This window comes from Thioalkalivibrio sp. ALE20 (assembly GCF_000381405.1).
Taxonomy (GTDB): domain Bacteria; phylum Pseudomonadota; class Gammaproteobacteria; order Ectothiorhodospirales; family Ectothiorhodospiraceae; genus Thioalkalivibrio.
The window spans coordinates 75304-100524 of the sequence record NZ_KB906471.1; the positions used below are offsets into that span (position 1 = coordinate 75304).

At 67.4% G+C, this 25221-nt stretch carries 18 protein-coding genes; 4 read left to right on the forward strand and 14 right to left on the reverse strand.

Translation table 11 applies throughout. From position 1 onward, the window contains the following. Nucleotides 1-130 precede the first annotated feature (130 nt). The 8 genes from F790_RS0100405 to F790_RS0100440 all read right to left on the reverse strand — a co-directional run bounded on the left by F790_RS0100405 (nt 131) and on the right by F790_RS0100440 (nt 7149). Entirely contained in the window at nt 131-1201 is a 1071-nt protein-coding gene (locus tag F790_RS0100405) for a homoserine O-succinyltransferase (RefSeq protein WP_018869053.1), read from the reverse strand. Beyond that, entirely contained in the window at nt 1201-2052 is an 852-nt protein-coding gene (locus tag F790_RS0100410; protein ID WP_018869054.1) for a hypothetical protein, read from the reverse strand. The genes F790_RS0100405 and F790_RS0100410 overlap by 1 nt, the downstream gene beginning before the upstream one ends. Nucleotides 2053-2067: 15 nt before the next feature. Beyond that, nucleotides 2068-2214: a hypothetical protein gene (locus tag F790_RS14635; protein ID WP_018869055.1), complete on the reverse strand. Its 147-nt coding sequence runs from the start codon at nt 2212-2214 to the stop codon at nt 2068-2070. Nucleotide 2215: 1 nt separating this feature from the next. Further along, nucleotides 2216-2797, reverse strand: a complete 582-nt coding sequence (locus F790_RS0100420; protein WP_018869056.1) for an isochorismatase family protein — start codon at nt 2795-2797, stop codon at nt 2216-2218. Beyond that, nucleotides 2797-4131 (reverse strand): TolC family outer membrane protein, encoded by a 1335-nt coding sequence (locus F790_RS0100425; RefSeq protein WP_018869057.1) that lies wholly within the window; start codon nt 4129-4131, stop codon nt 2797-2799. Before F790_RS0100425 ends, F790_RS0100420 begins: the two co-directional genes overlap by 1 nt. A gap of 94 nt (nt 4132-4225) precedes the next feature. Then, nucleotides 4226-4882: a protein-L-isoaspartate O-methyltransferase gene (locus F790_RS0100430; protein WP_019021572.1), complete on the reverse strand. Its 657-nt coding sequence runs from the start codon at nt 4880-4882 to the stop codon at nt 4226-4228. Nucleotides 4883-4955: 73 nt separating this feature from the next. Continuing rightward, entirely contained in the window at nt 4956-6179 is a 1224-nt protein-coding gene (locus tag F790_RS0100435; protein WP_019590557.1) for a multifunctional CCA addition/repair protein, read from the reverse strand. A gap of 16 nt (nt 6180-6195) precedes the next feature. Next, nucleotides 6196-7149, reverse strand: coding sequence for a complex I NDUFA9 subunit family protein (locus tag F790_RS0100440; RefSeq protein WP_019021574.1), 954 nt, complete (start codon nt 7147-7149; stop codon nt 6196-6198). 116 nt (nt 7150-7265) lie between these two features. Here F790_RS0100440 and F790_RS0100445 point away from each other — a divergent pair, with 116 nt between their 5' ends. Further along, nucleotides 7266-8633 carry an NAD-dependent succinate-semialdehyde dehydrogenase gene (locus tag F790_RS0100445; protein ID WP_019590558.1) on the forward strand — a complete coding sequence of 456 codons (1368 nt, stop codon included), beginning with the start codon at nt 7266-7268 and terminating at the stop codon, nt 8631-8633. A 1-nt stretch (nt 8634) separates the two neighbouring features. Here F790_RS0100445 and moaA read toward each other — a convergent pair whose 3' ends face one another. After that, on the reverse strand, nt 8635-9624 hold the full coding sequence (moaA, locus tag F790_RS0100450) for a GTP 3',8-cyclase MoaA (protein WP_019590559.1): 990 nt from the start codon (nt 9622-9624) through the stop codon (nt 8635-8637). A 223-nt stretch (nt 9625-9847) separates the two neighbouring features. Between moaA and F790_RS0100455 the strand changes: the two genes are divergently transcribed. The 3 genes from F790_RS0100455 to F790_RS0100465 all read left to right on the forward strand — a co-directional run bounded on the left by F790_RS0100455 (nt 9848) and on the right by F790_RS0100465 (nt 14491). After that, nucleotides 9848-12757, forward strand: coding sequence for a molybdopterin oxidoreductase family protein (locus F790_RS0100455; RefSeq protein ID WP_019021577.1), 2910 nt, complete (start codon nt 9848-9850; stop codon nt 12755-12757). 73 nt (nt 12758-12830) lie between these two features. Continuing rightward, complete coding sequence (locus F790_RS0100460) at nt 12831-13526, forward strand: 4Fe-4S dicluster domain-containing protein (RefSeq protein WP_018869064.1); 696 nt, start codon at nt 12831-12833, stop codon at nt 13524-13526. A gap of 26 nt (nt 13527-13552) precedes the next feature. Next, the gene (locus F790_RS0100465; protein ID WP_019021578.1) at nt 13553-14491 is read left to right on the forward strand and encodes a DmsC/YnfH family molybdoenzyme membrane anchor subunit; all 939 of its coding nucleotides are present in this window, start codon (nt 13553-13555) and stop codon (nt 14489-14491) included. A gap of 128 nt (nt 14492-14619) precedes the next feature. Here F790_RS0100465 and F790_RS14930 read toward each other — a convergent pair whose 3' ends face one another. The 5 genes from F790_RS14930 to F790_RS0100490 form a co-directional block, all read right to left on the reverse strand. Beyond that, entirely contained in the window at nt 14620-14754 is a 135-nt protein-coding gene (locus F790_RS14930) for a hypothetical protein (RefSeq protein ID WP_018869066.1), read from the reverse strand. Between the two features lie 75 nt (nt 14755-14829). After that, a complete protein-coding gene (locus tag F790_RS0100475; RefSeq protein ID WP_019590560.1) occupies nt 14830-16692 on the reverse strand; it encodes a diguanylate cyclase in 1863 nt (620 codons plus the stop codon). Between the two features lie 22 nt (nt 16693-16714). Beyond that, nucleotides 16715-20587, reverse strand: a complete 3873-nt coding sequence (locus F790_RS0100480; RefSeq protein ID WP_019590561.1) for a PAS domain-containing protein — start codon at nt 20585-20587, stop codon at nt 16715-16717. Then, nucleotides 20584-21555, reverse strand: coding sequence for an ABC transporter substrate-binding protein (locus tag F790_RS0100485; protein WP_026332810.1), 972 nt, complete (start codon nt 21553-21555; stop codon nt 20584-20586). The genes F790_RS0100480 and F790_RS0100485 overlap by 4 nt, the downstream gene beginning before the upstream one ends. A gap of 7 nt (nt 21556-21562) precedes the next feature. Further along, the gene (locus F790_RS0100490) at nt 21563-25141 is read right to left on the reverse strand and encodes an EAL domain-containing protein (RefSeq protein ID WP_019590563.1); all 3579 of its coding nucleotides are present in this window, start codon (nt 25139-25141) and stop codon (nt 21563-21565) included. Nucleotides 25142-25221: the final 80 nt, after the last annotated feature.

Consider the following 25221-nt stretch of genomic DNA (forward strand, 5'->3'; position numbering starts at 1 on the left):
GGGGCGCCGAGGGCGCCGTGACAATCTCCGGACACCGACAGGGCGTTCGGCTCGGGTGCCTCCGCAGAAAAGATTGCCACGGCGCCTGCGGCGCCTCGCAATGACCGGGGTCGGGTTCCGGCGTAACGTTCTACCGCCGCCCGGCCAGCGGGTCGTCGGGGTCGACGCTGTCGCGGAAGGGCTTGCGGCGGTCGAGGTTGGTCAGCTGATAGACGTTGCCCAGCCAGTTGTTGATGACTGCCAGCGCGGTGTCGTGCCAGGTGTTGTCCAGGCGGTCCAGCAGCAGGGCCTCGGGCAGGGCCGGGATCTCGGTGCAGTGCTCCAGCGCCGCCTCCACGTGCTCGCGGTGTTCATCGAGGATCGCGGCCGCCTGCGGCATCAGGTAGTTCTCCGGCAGCGGCGGATAGGCCTTGCGGTCGCCCTCGATATAGCGCACCACTTCGCGCTTGTATTCCTTGAGCAGGCTGATCGAGTCGTACTCCGGATGGCCCTGGAAGAAGACCATGCGGAAACCGTCCGGCGAGGCGCCCAGATGGATGCCGGCTTCCTCGCTTTCCACCAGCACGCGCAGGCCGTGGCGTTCGAACTGCTCGCGGGTGACCTTGTTGTAACGCGAGTGCGGCACGTCGAAACGGGTGTTCACCCCGGTCACCAGCGGGTGCCCGCGGTCGACCACCCGGTGCGGGAACACGCCCCAGAGCTTCTCGCCCATGTGCTGGCGGTGTTCGTCGTAGTGCGACTGCAGCACCGCATGGGTCGCGAGGCAGGAGCACAGTGTGGAGGTCACGTTCTGCCAGGCCCAGTCCACCACCTCGGCCAGCGGTTCCCAGAACGGCTCCAGGGCCAGATCCGGCTGGGTCACGTTGGCCCCGGTGATGATCAGCGCGTCCAGGCCTTCTTCCTTGAGCTTCTCGAAGTCCTCGTAGTAGTTCTCGACGTGCTCGCGCCCCTTCCGGCCGCGCTTGAGCTGCGGCAGCGTGAACGGATGGATGTAGAACTGCGCGATCTGGTTGCTCTCGCCGATCAGGCGAAAGAACTGACGCTCGGTGGCCGCCAGTGCGGCATCCGGCATCATGTTCAGCAGCCCGATGTGCAGCGCGCGAATCTCCTGCTGGCGGGCGAAGTCGTTCGGCAGGACCGATTCGCCCTCGCTGCGCAGGCGTTCGAAGGTGGGGAGTCCGGAGTGTGCAACCAGGGGCATTACAGTCGCCTCTCGCGTTCCAGGGCCATGCAGACCAGCTCGTCAAAGTCGGCCGCGTTGCGCACCCGGGCCACCTCGGTGGTGCTGACGGTGTAGCCCCAGGTCTCGGCGATCTGTTCGTAACGCGGCAGCCGCGCCCGGAACAGGCGCGAGAATACCCAGCGCACGAAGGCATTGGGGTCGATCTGGGCGACGTACTCCAGTTCCTCGATGCGCATGTATTCGGCCAGCTGCTGGTCGAGGAAGGCCTCGCGGTAGTACAGCGGCTTGGGGTTGGCCTCGGCGCGTTCGATCAGCTCCCGCTCGTCCTCGTCCGTGGCCTGGATATAGAGGATGATGGTGTGTTCGGCCAGGGTCTCGAGCACGCCGGGGCTGTCCAGCTCGCACACCGAACCGCCGGCATCGTTGACGAAATGCGGGTAGCCGAACAGGGTGCGCGCCTTGTGGATGAAGTCCGGCACGTCCAGCATCGCCTGCACTTCGGCCTCGTGGTGCAGGGCCTGGCGGCGCTTGAATTCGGTTAGCGGCAGCCCGCCCAGCTCCGGGTTGCCCAGCTTGCCGAGGAAGCTGGACACCGGGTGCAGGTTGTCGACGGTGATGTTGTTGATGATCTGGATGGAGTCCGAACGCAGCAGCTCGCGCAGGAACGGGACCTGCATCGCCTGGGACTTGATGTTGTCCAGGATCGGTTCGTTCAGGTAGCGCGTGCCGATGCGATAGTCGCCGGAGTAATGGAACCAGTCCTCCTGGCGCAGCATGTTGGACAGCCGCGTCTTGCCGACTCCCGACATCCCCAGCAGGGTGATGCGGCGGCCGTCCAGCTCGCGGTATTCGTCCGGGGTCAGGCGCATGCGATCGGGATCCCTTTATCGACGCAGGATGAAGAGCACGCCGGCGGTCAGTGCCAGGGCACTCATGACGTAATGATCGTACTGGAACTGCAGTCCGAGCAGCCCGCGCAGGCCGTACAGCACGAGCCAGATGCCCAGCAGGATGTTGCCGATCACGCGCATCTCAGACCTCGCGCAGCAGCTGGCTGACCGACTTGAACTCGGCGGCGCGGGCATCGCCCAGCCATTCAAAAAGCACGGATTCGTGATTGGTGATGATCGCCCCCGCCGCGCGCAGGCGCTCGAGGCCGTTGCCGCGCAGCTCGGGGTTGCGCGAGCACACCGCATCGGCCGCCACGAACACCGTGACCCCGGCATCCAGCAGGTCCAGCGCGGTCTGGGTCACGCACACGTGGGTCTCGGCACCGCCGATGACCACGCTGTGGCAACCCGCCAGGCGCTGCTCCAGGGCCGCCTCGCCGCAGCAGGAGAAGGCGGTCTTGTCGGTCACGGTGGCCAGATCGCCGAGATCCTCGAGCGCGGAGCGCAGTGGTTCAACGGTGTCGCCCAGCCCCTGCGGATACTGGCGCGACACCTCCACCGGAATACCCAGCTGGCGCGCGGCTTCCACCAGCCGCCCGGCGTTGCGCACGGTGCGTTCACGATCGGTTTCCGGCATCGCCGCCATCAGCCGCTCCTGCAGGTCGACCAGCAGCAGCGGCGAGCGTTCGGAACGCTCGCAGCGAGCCCGCGCAGCCCCGCTCATCACTCCAGCATGGCGTCGATGGATTCGAGGTCTTCCTCGGCCAGCTGCCCCGCCGCGCGTTCCAGGCGCAGGGTGTTGGCGAGGAACTCGTAACGCGCCTCGGCGAAGTCGCGCTCGGCGCCGAACACTTCGCGCAGGGCCAGCAGGACATCCACCTGAGTGCGGGTGCCGACCTCGAAGCCGGCCTCGGCCGCCTCGAACGCGGCCTGGGTCGATTCCAGTGCCCGGTTCAGTGCGCGCACGCGGGATTCGGCGGCCACCGAGGCGAGATAGGCGTTGCGGGTGTCGCGCCGGGTCATGCGCTCGACCTGCGTCTGCCCCTGCTGCGCGGCCTGGAAGTCCTCGCGCGCCTGACGGGTCAGGGCGGTCACCCGGCCGCCGGTGTACAGCGGGATCTCCAGACGGATGCCGATCTGAGCTTCGGTGGAGTCGTTGAACTGGGAGCTCTGGCCGGGAGGCATGGCTGGTTCGTCCACCGAATGAAAGCGGTTTTCGCTGACTGAGGCGTTGAGGCCGAGACGAGGAAGACCTTCGGCCCGCTGGCGGTCGATCTGCTCGCGCGCGGTCTCGGTGGCGAGGCGCTGCGCGGCCAGCTCCAGGTTGTTCTCCAGGGCACGCTGCACCCACGCCTCGGCATCCCGCGGCTGCGGCAGCTGGAGTTCGGCATCGGGGGCCAGGGTATCGAGTTCGTCCCAGTAGCGGTTGGTGATCAATGCCAGCTGTTCGCGGGCCACGTCCAGTTCGTTTTCGGCGCCGATGCGCTGGGCCTCGGCCAGGTCGCGCTGGGCGCGGGCTTCCTTTACGTCGGTGCTGGCGATCAGGCCGACGTCGAAGCGGCGTTCGGTCTGCTCCAGCTGGCGCTCGATGGCCTCCAGTTCGGCGACGCTGAATTCCAGGCCTTCCTGGGCCACGAGCACGTCAAAATAGGCTTCGGACACCCGCAGCATCAGGTCCTGGCGCGCGGCATCGCGTTCCGCCTCGGCCCGGGCGATCTCCAGGTCGGCCTGGCTCAGTTCCACGTAGTTGCGCCGGTCGTAGATGCTCTGGTCCAGCAACAGCGCAAAACGGCTCTGCCGCCCATCGGTGCTGTCGCGTCCGTCCGGGTCGTTGTAGAACGCACCGCCTTCGATCTCGCCGCGCAGCTGGGGCAGGAGACCGGAGCGGGCGGCCGGGCGATTCTGCAGGGCACTGCGGTATTCCGCCTCGGCGATCTGCAGTTCGGCGTCTTCCTGCGCGGCCTGTTCGTAGACTTCCATCAGGCTCGCGCCCTGGGCGGGGGCGGCCGTGAACAGGGCGAGACCGGCGGCGGCGATCAGGGGATGCAGTCGTTTCATGGCGATTCGATTCCGGGCTGGCGAAGTTCTCGATACTAGCAAAGCCCGCCGCCGAAGGCGGGCGGGCCCGGTGGATCCGCGGGTTTCGCGGGATCTAGAACTCGAAGGCCGGACGCGGCTCGAAACCGGCCAGCGGCGGGACCCGCGTCTCGAAAAGGTCCTCGTGCCGGGTGTTGTCCTCGGTGGTGCGGGTGATCAGGCGCGCTTCCATGATCGGCGGTTCCCCGGTGATCACGAACAGGCGGCCGCCCAGGGCGAGGAATTGTTCCAGGAAATCGTCGTATTCGGTCATCGCCCCGTTAAGCGCGATGACGTCGTAGCGTTCGCGCGGGGGGCGCCAGCCCGGGGTCACCGTTCCGGTGCGCGGGGCGGCATTGGTGAGCCCCAGGTCGTGCAGGCGGTTGCGCGCGGCCAGACGCAGGTCGTCATGGCGATCCACGCTGTCTACATGCGCAGCCAGGCTCGCGAGGCAGGCGGTGGCATAGCCGGAACCGGTGCCGATCTCCAGCACGGTGTCGGTGGGCTGCGGGGCGACCGCCTGCAGCATGCGTCCGATGACGCGCGGCGGCAGGGTCTCCTCGCCGTGGCCCAGGGGGATCTCCGTGTCGGCGTAGGCCAGGGCCTGGTAGGGCTCGGGCATGAAGCGCTCGCGCGGCAGCGTCTCCATCACCCCCAGCACGCGCATGTCCAGCACGTCCCAGGGACGTACCTGCTGTTCCACCATGTTCATCCGGGCCTTGGCGAAATCCATTGCGGGATCCTCTGTGCGGCAACGAACCGTGAAGAGTACGGCCGCTGCGCGTTGCAGGCAAGTGGTGCCGGTTTCAGTCTTTGGCCAGCGCGTCGGCGATTGCGCGGATGCGCTCGTGGCGCAGAGCCTCGCCCAGCTGCGGGCCCTGGTGGCCGGCCTCGATCAGGGGTTGCGGGCTGACGGCCGCGGCGGCCTCCACGGCGCGGCGCAGAGCGTCGGCCTGGGGGTAGGGGCGCTCCTCCCAGCCGGTGCGCCCGCGGAAGTCGGCCTCGACCGCCAGCAGGAAGGGCTCGACGTTTTCCGGGCGGCGCAGGGCATCCAGGCCCTCGATCAGTTTCATCACGGTCTTCGGGCGCAGTTCGAACAGGCGATGCGCGAGGCCGTGATGGCGCGCCACCCGGATCGCGAGGTCGCGGTAGCGCCGGGGAATGCGCAGGCGTTCGGCGAGCGCCTTGATGTGGGTGACGCTGCGTTCCTCGTGCCCGTGGTGCGCGGGCAGGATGTCCTCCTGGGTATCCGCCTTGCCCAGATCATGAGTCAGCGCGGCGAAGCGGACCTCGGGCGCGTCGCTCAGGCGCGTGGCCTGGTCCAGCACCATCAGGGTGTGTACGCCGGTGTCGATCTCGGGATGGTATTTCGCTGGCTGAGGTACGCCGAACAGCCGTTCCAGTTCCGGCAGCAGTACCTCCAGCGCCCCGCATTCGCGCAGCACCTCGATGAACCGGCGCGGAGCGGGGCTGGCCAGGGCCTTTTCGAACTCGGCCCAGACGCGTTCCGGTACCAGGGCGTCAACTTCCCCCGAGGCGACCAGCTCGCGCAGCAGGGCGCGGGTCTCGTCGGCGATCTCGAACCCCCAGGGGGCCAGCTGGGCGGCGAAGCGTGCCAGACGCAGCAGGCGTACCGGGTCTTCGGCGAAGGCCGGGGAGACATGCCGCAGGATGCGGTTTTCCAGGTCGGTACGGCCGCCGAACGGGTCGATCAGCTCGCCGCCGTCGTCCTCGGCCATGGCGTTGATGGTGAGGTCGCGCCGTTCCAGGTCCTGTTCCAGCGGGACATCGGGGGCGGCGTTGAACTGGAAGCCGTGGTAGCCGCGCGCGGTCTTGCGCTCGGTGCGGGCGAGGGCGTATTCCTCCTGCGTCCGCGGATGGAGGAACACCGGAAAGTCGCGCCCCACGGCACGATAGCCGGCCGCTTCCATGGCCTCGGGCGTGGCGCCCACCACTACGTAATCGCGTTCACTGACCGGGCGGCCCAGGAGCCGGTCGCGGACCGCGCCACCGACCAGATAGATGTGCATCCCGGACGCGGGCGCCTCAGTCGCGCTCGTAGCTGGTGCGCAGCTGCTGCATGCGCGCCTCGCGGCCGCCCTTGCCCAGATAGGTGGGCGCAATGCTCTCCAGCCGTGTGGGGCAGTGCAGGGTCTGTCCGGCGCATACGCTGTCGATCGACAGCGAGGCGAGGTTGTCGCGCGACAGCGGCTTGCCCGGCACGTACTCCAGGACGTTCGCCTGCAGGCGGCCCGCCCAGTCCGGCAGGCCGAGGACCGGGCGCCGGTGGCCGGAGACCCGGCCGACGTAGCGCACCAGTTCGCCCAGGCCGTATTCCCGCGGGCCGCACAGTTCGAACCCCTGACCGAAAGTCCCCGGATCGTTCAGGGCCGCGGCGAAGTGGTCGGCCACGTCGCCCACGAACACCGGGGCGAAGCGTGCTTCGGCGCGGGCCAGCGGCATCATCGGGGAGAAGCGCAGCAGGGTGGCGAAGCGGTTGAGGAAGCTGTCCTCCGGGCCGAAGATTACCGACGGGCGGAACACCGTGACCGGGAAGGCCGTGGCCGCGAACACGGCCTGTTCGGCCTCGCTCTTGGTCCGCAGGTAGTGGCTGGGCGGGTCCGGCATGTCGGCCTTCAGCGCGCTCATCTGCAGAAAGCGGCGCACGCCCTGGCGCTCGGCGGCGGCCAGGGCCTTTTCCGTCAGCTCGGTGTGAGCGCGGCGGAAGCCGGAGCCGTCGTGGCCGCGCTCGTTGAGGATCCCGACCAGGTTGATCACGGCATCCTGGTCGCGCAGGACCCGGTCGAGATCCTCCGGGTCGTGGACGTTGCCGGCGATCAGGTCGACCTCGGGGTTCACCATGAGCTCGCGGTGACGGTGCGGGTGGCGCGTCACCACGCGTACATTCAGTCCACGGTCGATCAGCCGCGCCACGATGTGGTGCCCGACGAAGCCCGTTCCGCCCAGCAGGCAGACGTTGCGAATCGAGAGAGTCGACATGATTGCGAAGGCCCTTACCGAATACGGATGTGTGCGTCTTATACTCGGCTGTGGGCGCGTGATCAATCCACCCGGGCGGGCGCTGGCCCGGCGAGTCCCGAGAGAGAGGCCCGAAGATGACTGAACTGACTGCCGTCAATCCGGCCACCGGCAAGGTGCTGGCGAGTTACCCGCGGTTGGATGCCGCCGGCGTGGAGGCCGCGCTGCAGGGCGCGGTGGACGCCCGCGCGGCCTGGGCCCTGCAGCCGGTGCACGAACGGGCCGCCCTGCTGCGCGAGCTGGCCGCGGTCCTGCGCGGGCGCGTGGAGGAACTGGCGGTGACCGCGACCCGCGAGATGGGCAAGCGGCGGGTCGAGGCGCTGGCCGAGCTGGAGAAGTGCGCGGTGGCCTGCGAGTACTACGCCGAGCACGGGCCGGGCTTCCTGCTGGATGTCCCGGTGGCCACCGAGGCGGACCGCTCGTATGTGGCCTGGCAGCCGCTGGGCACCGTGCTGCTGGTCATGCCGTGGAACTTTCCCTACTGGCAGGCCTTCCGCCAGGCCATTCCGGCGACCCTGGCCGGCAACACCGTGCTGCTCAAGCATGCCTCCAATGTCCCCGGGTGCGCGCAGGCGCTGGAGGAGGTGTTCCGCGCGGCCGGGTTCCCCGACGGGGTCTTCCGTAACCTGCCGGTGGGTTCCGCTGCGGTCGAGGGTCTGATCGCCGATCCGCGGGTGCAGGGCGTGAGTCTGACGGGTTCGGAGCGCGCCGGGCGTGCAGTGGGTGCGGCTGCGGGCAAGGCCCTGAAGACTTCGGTGCTGGAGCTGGGCGGTTCGGACGCCTTCATCGTCCTGCATGACGCGGACCTCGACACCGTGGTGCGCGAGGCCCTGCGCGGGCGGTTCCAGAACAACGGCGAGACCTGCATCGCGGCCAAGCGGTTCATCGTCGAGGATTCGATCGCCGAGACCTTTGCGGACCGCCTGAGCCAGGCGGTGGCGGGCCTGCGCACGGGTGATCCGATGGAAGACGGGACGGATCTGGGCCCGCTGGCGCGCGGCGATCTGCGCGACGAACTGCACGACCAGGTGCAGCGCAGTGTCGCGGCCGGCGCGGTGTGCCGCACCGGCGGTCAGCCGCTGGAGGGCGAAGGCTTCTACTATGCGCCGACCGTGCTGGATCACGTGGAGCCGGGGATGGCGGCGTTCGACGAGGAGACCTTCGGGCCGGTCGCCGCGATTACGCGGGCTGCGGATGCCGCGGCGGCGGTGGAGCTGGCTAACCGCTCGCGCTTCGGTCTGGGCGGGTCGGTGTGGACCGCCGACCGCGCCCGCGGCGAGGCGATGGCGCGCCAGCTGGAATGCGGTTGTGCGTTCGTCAACGCGGTGGTGAAGAGCGACCCGCGCCTGCCCTTCGGCGGGGTAAAGGATTCCGGCTACGGGCGCGAACTGGCCGATCTGGGGATCCGCGAGTTTGTGAATGCCAAGACGATCTGGGTGGCCTGACTCACCCCCCGGTCATGGACATGAAGCGCATGACCTTCTCCGGGCGCTCGTTGAATTCGTGGCGCTCGGGCTTCAGCGCGATCGCCTCGCGGATCGCCTCTTCCAGCTCGGCATCGCTGCAGCCGTCGCGCAGCCGCGGACGCAGCGCCAGGCTGTGCTCGTTGCCCAGGCAGGTGTGGATGGTGCCGTCCACCGACAGCCGCACGCGGTTGCAGGTGTCGCAGAAATGCTGGGAGATCGGGGTGATGAAGCCGATGCGGATGTCGGTGCCCGCCACCTGCACATAGCGCGCCGGGCCGCCGCCGGGCATCACCCCGGGGAGCAGCTCGAAACGCTGCTCCAGGTCGCGGCGCACGTCCTGCAGGTTCACGTAGTGGCCTTCGTTCGCCGCGCGCCCGGTGTCGCCCACCGGCATGGTCTCGATGAAACGCAGGGTGAAACCGTGCTCGATGCAGAAGTCGACCATGTCGCCGACCTCCGTATCGTTGATGCCGCCCATCACCACCATGTTGATCTTGATCGGGTCCAGCCCGGCGCGCTTCGCTGCCATCAGCCCGTCCAGCACCTTCTCCAGCTTGCCGCCGGTCACGTCCTTGAAGACCTCCGGGCGCAGGGTATCCAGGCTGACGTTGATGCGCCCGACCCCGCCCGCGGCCAGCGCGTCGGCGTGCTTCGCCAGACGCACCGCATTGGTGGACAGCGAGATGTCGTCGATGCCCGGCAGGGCGTTCAGCCGCGCCGCCAGATCCGGGATGTTGTGGCGCACCAGCGGCTCGCCCCCGGTCAGGCGCACGCGCCGGGTGCCGAGGCGCCCGAAGGCCGCCATCACCCGCTCGATCTCGTCGAAGGTCAGCCAGTGCTCGGGCACTTCGAAATCGCGAAAGCCCTCCGGCATGCAGTAAAAGCAGCGCAGGTCGCAGCGGTCGGTGACCGATACGCGCACGTATTCGATCTTCCGGCCAAAGGGATCCACCAGTCCGCGGTCGTTCATCCAGGCCCCCGGCCTCGGGCGAGGCGTTATGTTTGCGAGGGAACATCGTAGCCCATGCGGCGGGTCGCGCGGAAAATGCCCAGTTCCGGCGCGAGAATAAATAAATTCTTTCTGGGATTAATATGGGTTATCCGAGCATAAGTACTTCTCGTTGGCCAAGCCTTCCGGCGGGGTCCACAATACGCCGTGGACAACTGAACCGACAGTCAACGAGGTCGCGCCCATGAGTGCCCTGCCCGAATTCGAAGATCACGGCAAGCAGGAGATCAAGTACACCACCTGTTACATGTGTGCCTGTCGCTGTGGCATCAAGGTCACCGTGGAGGACAACAAGGTCCGCTACATCCAGGGGAACCGGCATCATCCGATCAACAAGGGCGTGCTCTGTGCCAAGGGCAACGCCGGGATCATGAAGCAGCAGTCCCCGGCCCGCCTGCATCAGCCGATGCGCCGCAAGCCGGGCACCGAGCGCGGCGCCGGCGAGTTCGAGCCGATCTCCTGGGACGAGGCCATCGACACCCTGTCCGAGCGCCTGAAGAAGATCCGCGAGACCGATCCGCGCAAGCTGGCGTTCTTTACCGGCCGTGACCAGATGCAGGCCCTGACCGGCCTGTGGGCGACCCAGTTCGGCACCTACAACTGGGCGGCCCACGGCGGCTTCTGTTCGGTGAACATGGCCGCCGGCGGCCTGTACACCACGGGCTTTGCCTTCTGGGAATTCGGCGACCCCGACTGGGACCGCACCAAGTACCACATGCTGTGGGGCGTGGCCGAGGACCATGCCTCCAACCCGATCAAGATCGGGCTGGAGAAGCTCAAGCGCAACGGCGGCAAGTTCGTGGCCATCAACCCGGTGCGCACCGGCTATCAGGCGATCGCCGACGAATGGGTGGGCATCAAGCCCGGCACCGACGGCCTGTTCGCGCTGTCGATGCTGCACGTGCTGCTGAAGAACAGCCAGTTCGACTGGGACTTCCTGGTGCGCTACACCAATGCCACCCAGCTGGTGGTGCATACCCCGGGGCAGCAGGGCGACGGCCTGATCCTGCGCGACGACAACGACAACCCGCTGGTCTGGGAGCTGGAGAAGGAAGACTTCGTCGACGGCAGCCAGGTGGACATCAAGCCGGCGCTGTTCGGCGAGTACACCGCCCCGGACGGCCGCCCGGTCAAGACCGTGATGACCCTGCTGGCCGAGCGTTATCTGGATGACGAGTACTCTCCGGAGAACACCGCCGAGATCACCGGCGTGCCGGCCGAGCAGACCGAGCGCCTGGCGCTGGAGATGGCCCACGTCGCGTTCAAGGAGACCATCGAGCTGGACGTCGAGTGGACCGACTCCTGGGGCCGCAAGCACGACAAGGTCGTCGGGCGTCCGGTGTCCATGCACGCGATGCGCGGCATCTCGGCGCACTCCAACGGCTTCCAGACCTGCCGCGCGATCCACTTCCTGCAGATCATGCTGGGTTCGGTGGACTGCCCCGGCGGTCACCTGGCCAAGCCGCCGTATCCCAAGCACGTCCCGCCGGGCATCAAGCCGGCGAAGGAATGCGCGCCGAACACCCCGCTGAAGAGCCCGCCGCTGGGGTTCCCGACCGCGCCGGAAGACCTGGTGATCGATGACGACGGCAACCCGCTGCGCATCGACAAGGCCTTCTCCTGGGATGCGCCGATCTCCAACCACGGCATGATGCACATGGTCGTGACCAACGCGGTCAAGGGCGACCCGTACCCGATCGACACGCTCATCTTCTTCATGGCGAACATGTCGTGGAACTCCACGATGAACACCGATGAAGTGATGGACATGCTGCGGGCCAAGGACGAGAACGGCGAGTACAAGATCCCGTATCTCGTGGTCTCGGACGCGTTCAACTCCGAGATGGTCAGCTTTGCCGATCTGGTGCTGCCGGATACCACCTATCTGGAGCGCTACGACACCATCTCCATGCTCGACCGCCCGATCTCCGAGCCGGCCGCGGCGGCGGACTCCATCCGCCACCCGATCCTGGAACCGGATCGCGACGTGCGTCCGTGGCAGGAGGTGATGGTCGAGCTGGCCAGCCGCCTGAAGTTCCCGGCATTCACGAAGGACGACGGCAGCCGCAAGTTCGAGGACTACAAGGACTTCATCGTCAACTTCGAGAAGGAGCCGGGCATCGGCTTCCTGTCGGGCTTTCGCGGCAAGGACGGTCAGAGCCACCTGCGCGGTGAGCCGAATCCGAAGCAGTGGGAGGCGTACATCGAGAACCAGGGGTTCTTCATGTATCACCTGCCGGAGAGCCAGCAGTTCTACCGCTACGCCAACCAGGAGTACCTGGAGCTGGCGAAGCACGCCGGCTGGGTGGGCAAGACCGACCCGATCACCATCGAGCTCTACTCCGAGACCCAGCAGCGCTTCAAGCTGGCCGGCCAGGGCCTGTATGACGGCCCGCAGCCGACCAAGCAGGAGCACAAGGATCGTCTGGCCGAGTTCTTCGATCCGCTGCCGATCTGGCACAAGCCGCTGGAGCAGACCCGGATCGACGAGGACGAGTACCCGTTCTACGCGGTCAACCAGCGCCCGATGTTCATGTACCACTCCTGGGATTCGCAGAACGCCTGGCTGCGTCAGATCTGCGCCCAGAACTACCTGTACATGAACCGCCAGAAGGCCGAGTCCATGGGCATCGCCGACATGTCCTGGGTGTGGCTGGAGTCGCACAACGGCAAGATCCGCGTGCAGGTGAAGCTGATCGAGGGTTGCGAACCCAACACTGTCTGGACCTGGAACGCGATCGGCAAGCAGAAGGGCGCCTGGGGTCTGAAGGACGACGCCAACGAGTCGCAGAAGGGCTTCCTGATGAATCACCTCATCAGCGAGCTGCTGCCGGAGAAGGGCGACCCGGTGGACGACATCACCAACTCCGACCCTGTCACCGGCCAGGCCGCGTGGTACGACCTGAAGGTCAGGATCACGCCGGCCGAGCCGGAGGAGCAGGGCTCCTGGCCGCAGTTCGACAAGGTCAAGGCCACGCCGGGCATGTCCGAATCGCCGGACCAGCTGCGCTACCACGCGCACAAGCCCGTGCACCTGAACCGCGACATCCGCGACGTGCTGACCCGCGGTTCGCTGGACGACGACAAGAACTGAGCCGGCCCGCCCCGTGGCGGCCCGGCGCCGTCACGGGGTTCGCCCGCACGAACGATTTGAGGGAGTACCAACCATGCGTCTTGGACTCGTGATCGACATGGATACCTGCGTGGGCTGCCATGCCTGCGCGGTAGCCTGCAAGCAGTGGAATACCAGCGGCACCACCGGGCCGCTGACCGACTATCAGCCCTACGGCGAAGACCCCAGCGGCGTGTGGTTCAACCGCATCCGCCACTACGAGGTCGGGGACTACCCCAACAACAAGACCGTCAACATCCCCATGTCCTGCATGCACTGCGAGCATGCCGACTGCGTGAACGTCTGTCCGACCGGCGCCTCCTACAAGCGCCCGGAAGACGGCATCGTGCTGGTCGACCAGGACAAGTGCATGGGCTGCAACTACTGCGCCTGGGCCTGCCCCTACGGTGCCCGCGAGCTGGACCGCGAAGACGGCGTGATGAAAAAGTGCACCCTGTGCGTGGACCGCATCTACGACGAGGCCCTGCCGCCGGAAGAGCGCCAGCCGGCCTGCGTGATCACCTGCCCGGCGCATGCGCGCTTCTTCGGTGACTTCGACGACGAAGAATCCGAGGTCAGCCGTCTGGTGCGCGAACGCGGCGGGGTGAAGCAGATGCCCGAGCTGGGCTACAAGCCGGTCAATACGTATCTGCCGCCGCGAGTCACCCGCCCCATCCCCACCGACGACGTGCGTGCCAATACGCTGATCAGCTCGGTGAAGGACTGGGTCAACAAGATGGTGGCGCGCTAAGGCGCCGCATCCGGGGAGAAAACACCATGCATCCTGCACTTTCCGTCATCCTGTTCACGGTCACTTCGGGCGCCGGCTATGGTCTGTTCGTCCTGCTGGTAATCTTTCATCTGGCCGGCATCGGTCCGGCGATGAGCCACGGTGAACTGATCGCCCACGGCGTTGCCGCGCTGGGCCTGATTACCTTCGGCCTGCTCCTTTCCACCGGCCACCTGGCGAACAAGAAGAACGCCTGGCGTTCGTTCATGCGCTTCAGGACCTCCTGGCTCTCGCGCGAGGCGGTGTTTGCCGTGCTGTTCTATCCGTTTGCGCTGGTCTATGGCCTCTGCGTGTTGCTGTTCGGTCCGGAGATCGGCCCGCTGGGCATGGTGGCCGGCCTGGTGGCCGCGATCCTCGCCGTGATCACGCTGTTCTCGACCGGCATGATCTACGGCTGCCTGAAGACCATCCGCCAGTGGAACACCGCGCTGACCCCGGCCAATTACATCATGCTGGGCGTGGCCACCGGCGCGGTCGCCTATGCAGCCATTGCCAGCGCCTTTGACAACGCCACCGCGATGCACGCCGGCGTGGCCATCGTGATGCTGCTGATCGCCGCGGTCCTCAAGGGGATCTACTACTTCTGGATCTCGCGCGTGAGCGGCCCGACCATCAACACCGCCACCACCTTTAACCGCGCCACCGTCCGGCTGCTGGATACCGGCCACACCGCCGGCACCTTTCTGACCGACGAGTTCGGCTACGACCCGGGCAAGAACACCACCGACACGCTGAAGATGGCCGTGTTCCTGCTGGGCTTCATCGTGCCGGCCCTGGTGTTCGCCGCGGTCCTGACGGGGGCCCCGGCAGCGACCGCCTGGCTGGCGGTGGTCTCGTCCCTGATCGGCGTCGGAATGGAGCGCTGGCTGTTCTTCGCCGAGGCGAAGCACGTGGTGCGTCTGTACCACGGCGATCAGCACACCTGACCCGTCTGACCCGCCGAGCGGCCGTGGTGCCGCAGCAAAAGGCCCCGCATCCGGGTTCCCGGATGCGGGGCCTTTTCGTTCAGGGGAATCCGACGCCGATGCCCGTCGGGGCGTTCGGGGATGCCGGGTTACTTGTTCTTGCCGGCCTCGCGCACGTTGTGCACGACCACATAGCCCACCCAGCCGAGGAAGACAACGATGCCGAGCAGGGTCGCAATGGTCAGGATGCCGATCGGGGACTGAAACAGGATTTCGGTAATCATGGCGCTCTCCCTGTGGTAAATGCCGCACCTGCTACAAAAATAGACCGGTTCCCCACAGGGCTGCCATGACCTGTCTCAATCTTTCGGAGGCTCTTCCTCTCGGGTGCTGTCGTTGACGACCACGCAGTTGCGTCCCCGGGATTTTGCCGCGTAGAGGCCGTCATCGGCCCGCCGTAGCGCATCGTCGGCGCCCCTGTCGTCCGCGCGAAGTATGGTTACGCCAATGCTGGTGGTTACCCCGGCAGTGTCCGGGCGTTCGGTCTGTGGCTCCATCGCCTCCACCCGGGCCCGTACGCGCTCCGCGGTGTGCTCGGCGTCTTCCGGCGAGGCCCCGTGGAGCAGGATTGCGAATTCCTCGCCACCCAGGCGTGCGGCGCGGTCGCCGGCCCGCAGCGCGGATGCGATGCAGTCGGCGAATGCGACCAGCACCTGATCTCCGATCTCGTGACCATAGCGGTCGTTGAAACGCTTGAAGTGGTCGATGTCCAGCATCAGCAGGCCGGCGGCATAGCCCGGTTCCCGGCGCATCCGCGCGTATTCGCGCTCCAATTCGTCCATGAACAGCCGACGGTTGGCCAGCCCGGTCAGGGGGTCGGTGCTCGCCAGCGTTTCCAGTCGCTGCTCCATTCGTTTGTGTTCGGTGATGTCCTGGACCACGCCCACAATTCGCCGGGCGCGCTGGTCACGGTCGCGTTCGATCACTTGCCCGGCATCCTGTAGCCAGGCCTCGGAGCCGGACGGGCGACGTACACGGAACTCCGTCGAATAGCGTGGGGTTTCGCCTTTCAGGTGTCGTTGCAGGGCGGTGTCCCGCCGCTCGCGGTCATCCGGATGCACCGCCCCGTCCCACAGCGCTACGGACCCCGTACCTTCCGTCTCCGCCAGACCGGTGAGCTCGCCCCAGCGACGGTCGAAAAACATCAAATCCTCGTCGATCCGCCAGTCCCACAGGCCCAGATGGGCCCCTTCGAGTGCGGCGGCCATGCGCGCCTCGGATTCGCGGACACGTCCCTCCAGACTCGCGCGGCTGCGGGCATAGCGGATCGCGCGCACCAGGGCGGAGGTCTCGATACGACCCTTGACCAAGTAGTCCGCCGCCCCGGCTTCCAGTGTCCTGAGAGCGAAATCCTCGTCGTCGTAACCGGTCAGCACGATGATTGGCGTGTCCCGGAACCACTCGCGTGCGGCGCGCACGGTGTCCACCCCGGTGCTGTCAGGCAGTGACAGGTCGAGCAGAACGATGGCGGGCGAAACCTTGTCCAGGGCCTGCGGCACCGCCGACAACCGGTCGACCCAGGTCACCTCGAAGTGTTCGCGGGCCGAGCCGCGCAGGCCGAAGCGCACCAGATCCGCGTCCCCGGGGTCGTCTTCCACCAGCAGCACTGGCACGCCCTCCCCGCGGGTGTCCGCCGGGGCCGTTGCATGGTCGCCGCCTTTTCGGGGCACTTCCGGCGAGGCGTCGCGATGCCCGGTCGGGGAAGGGGCGGGCGTCGGAGACGGGGCGTGCTCCACCAGCGGCAGGTTCCAGTCCTTCGCCAGGCGCTGAACACGGTCGCAGAACTGTTCCATGTCCAGCGGCTTGACCATGTAGTCGGCCGCCCCGTTTTGCCGGCTCGCGCGGATGTCGCGTTCCAGATCCGAGGTGGACAGGACGACCACCGGGATCGCGTCGGCCTGGTCGGTCTCGCGCAGGCGCTGCAGGAACTCCAGGCCGCCCATGTGCGGCATGTTCAGGTCCAGCAGGATCAGCCCCGGCTGCGGGGCTTCGTCGTACGGTGGCTCGCCGGCCAGGAACCGCAGGGCCTCGCGCACGTCGTTCACGTGATGCAGGCGCGCGGTGACCCCGGCTTCCTCGAAGGCCATGCGCGTCAGGTGGACGTCCGCCGGTTCGTCTTCCACCAGCAGGACGTCGGTGACCGGTTCGGCGGTCTCGTTCATCGGGTGTTCTCCACGGGCCCCTTCATGCGCCTGCGTTGTCTTCAGTCCGCTCGTCTTCCGGAGTCCGGCGGGGTATCCGGAACCAGAAGGTGCTGCCGTGTCCCGGTCCGTCCGATTCGGCGCCGATGCGGCCGCCGTGATGTTCCACGATTCGGCGGCACAGCGCCAGACCGATGCCGCTGCCTTCATATTCCCCGTGACCGTGCAGACGCGAGAAGACCCGGAACAGTCGATCCTCCTGATCCTGCGGGATGCCAACCCCGTTGTCGCGCACGCGGACCTCCCAGTGGTCGCCATCGATGCGTCCGTCGATGCGGACCTCGGGGCGCGTGTCGCCCGGCACGTACTTCAGCGCATTGTCGATCAGGTTCTGCAGCAGGCGTACCAGCTCGTCCTGGCTGGCGACCAGGCGCGGCCAGTCGCCTTCGACGTCGATGCGCGCGGATGTTTCGGTCACTGCCGGCTGCAGGAACGCCAGAGCGGTGTCCAGGACCTCGCGGGTGTCCAGCGGGGCCATGGGGTCGGTCTTGCGTCCAACTCGGGAGTATTCCAGCAGGCCCACGATCATGCGGTCCATGCGTCGGGCGCCCTCGGTGGCGTAACCGAGGAAACGCTGCTGGTCGGCATCCAGCCGTTCGCCCAGGCTGCGCTCCAGCAGCTGCAGGTAGCTGCTGACCATGCGCAGCGGCTGGCGCAGATCGTGGGATACCCCGTAGGCGAACTGCTCCAGCTCCTCGTTGGAGCGGCGCAGCTCCAGATTCAGCCCTTCCAGGGCCTGCTGCACCCGGTGGCGTTCCAGCACGTTGCCCAGCAGGTCGGCCACGTGCCGCAGGGTCTCGGCGTCCTCCGGCCCCCAGGATGCCGTGCCGTGTACGTCCGCTACACCCAGCAGGCCCACGGGTTCGCCGGCGGCCTGCAGGGGGGCGGCCATCATTGCCTGGACGCCCAGAGCCCACATGAGCTCGTGTTCGGCGGAGGAGCTCTCGCCGGGGTGGGCGTCGCCCGGCATTTGCATCAGCTGTCCCTGCTCCATCCGTTGCCGCCACGCCGGCAGTTCGTCCAGGTTCATTGCCTGCAGTTCATCCTTTTTCCGGCGAATGCCCGGGGCCGCCCATTCGTGGGTGTTGTCCATCAGCGACCCGTCGCGCCGCAGCAGCAGGACCGCGGACCGGCTGGCCCCCAGCAGTTCCCCCAGCACCGCCAGCGATTCCTCGGTCGCCCGGTCCACGTCGCGTCGGGTCACCAGACGAGTGGCGATGTCGGAGGTCGCGCGGTCGGCGGCCTGGCGCCGGGCCAGGGCTTCTTCCGTGGCCTTGCGTTCGGTGATGTCGAACACCGTCCCGAGCATCCACAGAGGCGTGCCCTCGTCGTCGAATTCGACCTCGCCCTGCTGGTAGACCGTGCGGACCTCGCCGTCCGGGCGCAGGATCCGGTGTTCCACTTGATAGGGCACACCCGGGCCGCTCACCGAGGCATCGATGGCCGCGCGAACCGTGTCGCGGTCGTCGGGGTGGACCCGTTCCATGAAGGCCGCCTCGGTTGCGCCCCATTGGTCGTGGTCCAGTCCGAAGATGCGGTAGACCTCCTCCGACCAGCGGATCTCGCCGGAGCGGAAATCGGATATCCAGTTGCCCATGTGCGCGATGCGCTGGGCCTCGGCCAGCTCGTTCTCGCGCTGGCGCAACTCGGCCTCGGTTCCCTTGAGCCGCTGGATGTCGACGTGGATGCCCGTCATCCGCCGCGGTTCGCCTTGCGCACTCCACCCGATGACCTGCCCCCGGCCGAGGGTCCACAGCCAGCCGCCGTCCGCCAGGCGATAGCGGAACTCGATGGAGAACTTCCCGCCCTCGGCCAGCTGGCGCTGTACTTCCGCTTCCGCCTGGACAAGATCCTCCCGGTGGATCCGGTTGCGCCAGTCCTCGTAGGCCAGCAACCGGCCCTCCGCCGGGTCCTCGCCCAGCATCCGCCAGCACTGTGCATCCCAGTGGATCCGGTCTTCCGCCAGATCCCATTCCCAGATGCCGAATCGCGCGGCCTCCTGGGCCAGGCGGAAGCGGGCCTCGCTGTCGGCCAGGGCCCGCTCCATCGCCTTGCGTATCGAAATGTCCTGGAACGACACCACCACGCCGCTCAACTCACCGGCATCGTCCCGCATGGGCGAGGCGTAGACCAGTACCGGGAAGGCTTCGCCGTCCTGACGCCAGAAATGGTCCTCCCAGCCTTCCACCATCTCGCCGCTGACCAGGACTCCGTGGATCGGGCATTCTTCCGCAGGATAATGGGAGCCGTCCGGGTGGCTGTGATGCGCCGTCTGGTGGGAATCCCGTCCCAGGGCCTCGTTCTGATCGGCGAACCCCAGCAGGCGGCATCCGGTGGGGTTGATGAACGTGAAACGGCCCTCCCGGTCGATGCCGAACACGCCTACGCCGAGGCTGGCCAGCAGGTTCTCGCGGAAGCGGCGTTCCTCGCTGCGCGCAGCCTCCATCGCGAAACGCTGGCTGACGTCGCGCACGATCATCAGCACTTCGCGGTCGTTCAGCGGGACCACCCGGGCCTCGAAAGGGCCGGGCATGCCCAGTGCGGTCGTGTCGTATTCGAAGTCGCGGACCTCGCCGCTGTTCAGCGCCTCGCGGATCGCCCGGGTGCCCGGTTCGGCATAGGCGGGCGGGAACAGTTCGTCCAGGCGCCGCCCGAGAAACTCCTCGGGTGGCATCAGCAGCATCTCTTCCGAGACGGCCTCGCATTCGATGAAGGTGCCGTCGCGGTCCATCCGGAACAGGCTGTCCGGCAGGGCCCGCATCAGTGCGCGCGCGTGGGTCTCGCTGCGCTCCAGCGCCGCCGCCTTGTCTTCCAGTTCCCGGCGCACTGTGGTCAGGCGACGGTTCACCAGCACCAGGCCGAGGATCAACACGAGCATCAGACTGGCGACCACCAGTACCAGGGTCACCTGGCGGCCGTAGGTTTCCAGGAATTCCTGCACCGTGAGCTCCGGGGTCGCGTCGTACGGCGGCAGCCGGAGTTCGCGCGCCAGCTCTTCCACCGGCTCGTAGTCCATGGGGACGGTGAAACCGTCGATGCCTGCGGCCTGCGCGGGTCCCGGGTGGCCGTCCAGCTCCAGCAGGGCGATCAGCATGCGGTGGCTGAGATCGCGCGGGACCTGCTCGAGGGCCACGAACGGCCACTCCGGATAGACGCGCGTGGACAGGGCCAGCGGGAAATCCACCATGTCCTGCCGTCCGATGACACGGAGTTCTTCAGGCTCGATCTGGCCGGTCTCCAGCAGGCGTTCCAGGATCCCGATCCGCACGAATCCAACGTCCGCCTCGCCGTCCAGGACCCGCTCCACCACCCGGTCATGCGGCATGCCGGTGAACTCGATGTCCTCATCACGCGGTGTCGCGCCGAGTTCGCGCAGTTCCCGGGCCTGGGCCTGGTAGCCGCCCAGCGAGTCCTGGAGGACGGCTGCGATCCGCTGCCCGGGGACGTCGTCCCAGTCGCGGATATGATCGTTCTCGGCACGGGTGAAGGCGACCCCGCCAAAGCCGCGTACCGGTGTCCCTTCGTGCAGCGGGACCAGGGTCGCCAGAGCACCCGAAAGATGGCTGTCGCTGCGGATGCGAATGTAGTGGCTGGGGTTGGTCAGCAGGAAATCCAGCCGGTTGTTGCGCAGATTCTCCTCCAGGGCCGAGTAATCGGCGATCACCGCGTCCACGGTCACGTCTTTCAGTTGCGCGTCCAGGTGTTCGATCAGTGGCTCCCAGCGCTCGCGGGCCATATCCTCCGGTTCGAAGGCCAGGATCCCCACGGTCACGCTGCGTTCGGCCACCGCCGGCGTCGCTGCAAGCATCAGCACGGCGACCAGCAGGGGTACTGCGATCCCGATCGCGTATCTCATCGGGGCTCCTCGCGCGGCAGCAGATCGGGGCGTATCAGTTCATCCCCGAAGTTGCGGTCCAGCGGCGCGTCCGCGTCTGCCGGCAGGCCGGCGATCTCCCGTGCCGCCTGCAGGACCCGGGAATCGGCACCGGCCAGCAGACGGCGATTGCTGGCCGGATCCGGCAGCACCAGTCCGCGGAAGGTTTCCATGGCCCGGTGGCCGGGCACTCCGAGGCGTTCCGCCATGCGGTAGCCCGCGTCCACCGGGTTGGCGCGCAGGTGATGCAGGGCACGGAAATTCGCCGCGATCAGGTGGCGGGTCGATCGTTCGCGACGCTCCAGGTGACCGGCCTCGATCGCGAGGACATCGAAGATTGTGTCCGGCATGGCCCGGCTGTCGAACAGGACGTGCGCGCCGTTGTCCAGCAGGCGGTCGGCGACGGGCTGATAGGTCACTACGGCATCCACGTCATCCTGCTCCCAGGCGGCCTCCTGCTCGTCGATGGTCAGCGATACCATTTCCACCTCGTCGCGGGCGACGCCGGCCACGTCCAGGGTGTGGTGGAGCATCAGGGCCCCCAGGGCCGAGTCTTCCACGCCGATCCGGCGCCCGGCCAGCGCCTCCAGGGTCTCGATCGCGGGGCGCGCCAGCACCATGTCGGCCCCCGCGGAGATGTTGAAGACCAGCACGACGCGAAGATCCGTCCCCCGGGCGCGCACCCGCAGCACCTCGTCCAGGGTCAGCGCCGCACCATGGATTTCGCCCGCGGCCAGCCGGCGCATGGATTCGCTGGCGGAAGCGGTCTTGCGCAGCCGGACCCGGTCGGGGTCCAGCCAGCCCATGGACCGAGCCAGGAACATCGGCTCGTAGCCCGGCCATACGTGGCCGGCGATCTCCAGCGGCGAGTCCGGACGGCCACAGGCCCCCAGCAGGGCGGGGAGGGTGGCGCCGGCGGTGACCAGAAAGCTGCGTCGATCCATGTACATGTCCGCTTCATTCTTCCGGCCGGGGCGCATGCGCGCCGATCAGGCCACGGATCGCGCCGGTCATCTGGTGGCTCAGCGCCTCCATCTCGCCAAACCGGGCGAGGGCCCGTGCGGCGTGGCTCTCGTGTTTGAGCCGGACCAGTTCATCGCCCAGCTGATGGACCTGATCGTGCAGGGCGTGGATCGACGGCATTCGGTCGCCGTCGGGGTCATGGGCATGCAGCCAGCGACCGAACGGACACCGTCGCGGATCCGGCTCGGGCGGCCATTCCGTCCGGTCCTGCAGGAACTCCTGCAGCGAGTTGACCCAGGCGCGGTGGGCGACGATGCCGAACAGCATCGGGCGCAGCTCGTTCGCGACCGGCGTGGCCTGCGTCCAGCTGGCGTGCGGCTGCCACTGCGCCTGCCACGACAGCAGCTGGTCGGCGGGCATGGGGCGGGCGATGGCATAGCCCTGGGCCATCTCGCAGCCCAGCTGCAGCAGCATCTCGCCGTGCAGTTCGGTCTCCACTCCCTCGGCGAGCACCTCGCGCTGGAAGCTCCCGGCCAGGCCGATGATCCCGTGCAGGATGGACAGATCGTCCGGGTCGTACAGCATGTCGCGCACGAAGGACTGGTCGATCTTGAGGGTCTCGACCGGCAGGCGCTTGAGATAGGACAGCGAGGAATAGCCGGTACCGAAATCGTCCAGCGAGAAACGTACGCCCAGCTCCCGGCACTCCTCGATCAGGGACGACACGTGGGTGATGTCGTGCAGGGCGCTGGTCTCGACCACTTCCAGTTCCAGGTCCCCGGGCAGTACCCCGGGATGGCGGGCGAGGGCGGCGCGCAGCCCGGCAATGAAACCGGGGTCGCTCAGCTGCAGCGCATCCACGTTGACGCTGACCGTCAGCGGGCGGCCCTGTTCGCGCCACTGTTCGATCTGCGCGAGCCCCATCTCGATCACCCGGTTGCCCAGCTCCACCATCAGCGGATGGCCTTCCAGCTGCGGCAGGAATGCGCCCGGGGGCCGCAGGCCGTGCTGCGGATGCTGCCACCGGATCAGGGCTTCGGCCCCCACCAGTTCGCCGCTGCGCATCGACACCTTGGGCTGGTAGAAGAGCACGAACTCGTCGTTCGCCAGGCCCTGACGGATGGCCTCCAGGGCCTCGTGCTGATCGCGCAGGTTGCGGTCGGATGCCACATCGAACAGGTGGTAGCGGTCCCCGCCGGCCAGCTTGGCCTGGTACATCGCCTGGTCCGCCTGGCGCAGCAGCTGGTCGGCGTCCACGGGTTCGGCCTGGGGATACAGGCTGACCCCGAGGCTGCCGGTGACCTGCAGGTGGTGCCTGCCGTCGTGCACCGGGCGGGATGCGGTCTCGCGCAGGCGCTGCAGCAGCGGCTGGGCGGATTCAATGTCCGGCAGGTCCAGCAGCACCGCGACGAACTCGTCGCCGCCCAGCCGCGCCAGCGTATCGCCTTCGCGCAGGCATCCCTTCAGACGCTCCGCCAGTGCCACCAGCATGTGATCGCCCACCTCGTGGCCGTGACCGTCGTTGATCTCCTTGAAGCGGTCCAGGTCGAGGTAGACCAGCGCCAGTTGTTGTCCACGCCGCGCCTCCTGGGCCATGGCCTGATGCAGACGATCCGCCAGCAGCACCCGGTTGGGCAGCTCGGTGAGCGCGTCGAAATGGGCCATGTATTCAAGCTGTCGCTGCTGCTCCTTCAGCGGGGTGATGTCCGAGAACAGCCCCACATAGCGCTGCACCGCACCCTCGCCATCGCGGACCGCGCTGATGGTCAGCATCTCGGCGTACAGTTCGCCGTCCTTGCGGCGGTTCCATACCTCGCCCGACCAGCTCCCCTCGGCCTCGAGGGTCTGCCACAGGTCCGCGTAGAAGGCCTCGTCGTGCTTGCCGGACTGCAGCATGCTCGGATTACGGCCCAGCACCTCCTCGCGCCGGTAGCCGGTGATGCGCGAGAAGGCGGCATTCACGTCGAGGATGCGGCCCTGCGGATCCGTGATCAGGATCCCCTCGTTGGCATGATGGAAGACGCTGGCGGCCTGCATCAGCCGGTCTTCGGCCTCGCTGCGCTGCATCTCGGAGGCGACGCGGTCGACGAACAGACCGAGCATCGCGGGGGCCAGTTCGTGCAGGCGCTCTTTCAGCGGGTGGCGACTCAGGGTCACCAGGATCCCCAGGGCCCGGCCCTGCCGATCCATCAGGTTGTGGCCGACATAGGCCTCGATGTCCATCTCCTCGAGCAGGTGGTCCTGCGGGAACAGGCTCCGGATGTTCTCCGGGTAACAGGCGGTACCGTCTTTCGTCACGTTGGCACAGGGGGCGCCAGCCAGATCGTAGCGGAAGGGCGTCAGTGGCTGACCGTCGGCCCAGCCGGCAAACGCCTCAACCCGATGCTGCCCCTCCTCCAGGCGGCCAACGAAGGCAATCTCGGTCCCCAACGATTCGCACAGCAGGCGGCAGGCACGCTGGAAGAACTCCTCGCCGCCCAGCCGGGCCAGTTCACCGTTGAGCGTGGAGAGGATCTGTTCGATGAGCTTGTGTTCGGTGATGTCGCGGCTGATGCCGAACACGCCGCGCACTCGCCCCTGGGGGTCGAACAGCGGCCGCTTGTGGGTTTGCACGTAACCCGGGCGGCCATCGGCATCGTAGAACGGGTCGACCCGATTGAGTATCGGCCGGCCCTCGGCAAAGATGGCTTTCTCTTCCTCCTCGTAGATCCGCGCGGTATCCGCGGGGAAGATCTCGCGATCATGCTTGCCCACCATCTCGCGCCAGTCATCGTGCCCGGTGACGCGTGCCATCGGCTGGCTGCAGAAGCGGATGCGGCTTTGCGCGTCCTTGAAATAGATGAAATCGGTGGTCTGGTCGAGGAAGGTGTGAAAGTCCTCGCTGAAGGTCCGCAGGCGCTCTTCGATACGGCGGCGCCGGCGGATGTTCAGCGCCAGGGCGACGACCAGCACGGACAGTACCACCAGGCCGCCGATCAGCCAGTACCGCAGCTGGCGCTCCCGGGCGACGATCTCGGTGGACTGCAGCTCGACCATTTCCTCCAAGCGTTCCTGATAATGCCAGAGGCCCTGCTGGAGGTTGCGGCCGGGGGTGATGTCCTGAATCACCGACAGCAGCAGGGTACGGTCGCCGAAGGGGAACGGATGGGAATGCACTTCAACGGTGCGGATCTCGCCATCGGCCAGGCGGTGGCGGAAGATGAAATAGTTGCGCCCCTCGAGTGCAGCCAGCTCGCGTTCCTCGGCGACCTGCTCCGGGGTGAAGGTGTTGATCTGCTGGATCGGCATGCCACGCAGTTCTTCCCGCGAGTAGCCGTAGAAGGACGCCGCGGCGGGGTTGGCATCGACGATCTCGCCGGACTCCGGCTCGATCCACAGCATCACCACCCCGTGCTGATCGAAGACCTCCTCGAACTCGGGCGCCCCGGCGAGCGCCGAGCTCCCGGGGGCCGCCAGGCTCAGCAGCACCAGCAGCCAGGCGGCCCGCAGCCACCGGATCGCGCCCGAACGCCTCATGCGCCCCCGAACGCGGTACACCCGTGTGCGCCCGGGCAGCGGGTCGCGGGACTGCATCGCGGGTGGTGCCGGTTGCCGGACGTCATGCGCTACCGCTCGTGGCGGAAAGGGTTGCTAATGTACTGCACGACCGGCCT

Bases quoted from the DNA above. Each gene is read 5' to 3' on its own strand.
- F790_RS0100405 (WP_018869053.1), bottom strand. From the start codon at position 1,201: ATGCCCCTGGTTGCACACTCCGGACTCCCCACCTTCGAACGCCTGCGC.
- F790_RS0100410 (WP_018869054.1), bottom strand. From the start codon at position 2,052: ATGCGCCTGACCCCGGACGAATACCGCGAGCTGGACGGCCGCCGCATC.
- F790_RS14635 (WP_018869055.1), bottom strand. From the start codon at position 2,214: ATGCGCGTGATCGGCAACATCCTGCTGGGCATCTGGCTCGTGCTGTAC.
- F790_RS0100420 (WP_018869056.1), bottom strand. From the start codon at position 2,797: ATGAGCGGGGCTGCGCGGGCTCGCTGCGAGCGTTCCGAACGCTCGCCG.
- F790_RS0100425 (WP_018869057.1), bottom strand. From the start codon at position 4,131: ATGAAACGACTGCATCCCCTGATCGCCGCCGCCGGTCTCGCCCTGTTC.
- F790_RS0100430 (WP_019021572.1), bottom strand. From the start codon at position 4,882: ATGGATTTCGCCAAGGCCCGGATGAACATGGTGGAACAGCAGGTACGT.
- F790_RS0100435 (WP_019590557.1), bottom strand. From the start codon at position 6,179: ATGCACATCTATCTGGTCGGTGGCGCGGTCCGCGACCGGCTCCTGGGC.
- F790_RS0100440 (WP_019021574.1), bottom strand. From the start codon at position 7,149: ATGTCGACTCTCTCGATTCGCAACGTCTGCCTGCTGGGCGGAACGGGC.
- F790_RS0100445 (WP_019590558.1), top strand. From the start codon at position 7,266: ATGACTGAACTGACTGCCGTCAATCCGGCCACCGGCAAGGTGCTGGCG.
- moaA (WP_019590559.1), bottom strand. From the start codon at position 9,624: ATGAACGACCGCGGACTGGTGGATCCCTTTGGCCGGAAGATCGAATAC.
- F790_RS0100455 (WP_019021577.1), top strand. From the start codon at position 9,848: ATGAGTGCCCTGCCCGAATTCGAAGATCACGGCAAGCAGGAGATCAAG.
- F790_RS0100460 (WP_018869064.1), top strand. From the start codon at position 12,831: ATGCGTCTTGGACTCGTGATCGACATGGATACCTGCGTGGGCTGCCAT.
- F790_RS0100465 (WP_019021578.1), top strand. From the start codon at position 13,553: ATGCATCCTGCACTTTCCGTCATCCTGTTCACGGTCACTTCGGGCGCC.
- F790_RS14930 (WP_018869066.1), bottom strand. From the start codon at position 14,754: ATGATTACCGAAATCCTGTTTCAGTCCCCGATCGGCATCCTGACCATT.
- F790_RS0100475 (WP_019590560.1), bottom strand. From the start codon at position 16,692: ATGAACGAGACCGCCGAACCGGTCACCGACGTCCTGCTGGTGGAAGAC.
- F790_RS0100480 (WP_019590561.1), bottom strand. From the start codon at position 20,587: ATGAGATACGCGATCGGGATCGCAGTACCCCTGCTGGTCGCCGTGCTG.
- F790_RS0100485 (WP_026332810.1), bottom strand. From the start codon at position 21,555: ATGTACATGGATCGACGCAGCTTTCTGGTCACCGCCGGCGCCACCCTC.
- F790_RS0100490 (WP_019590563.1), bottom strand. From the start codon at position 25,141: ATGCAGTCCCGCGACCCGCTGCCCGGGCGCACACGGGTGTACCGCGTT.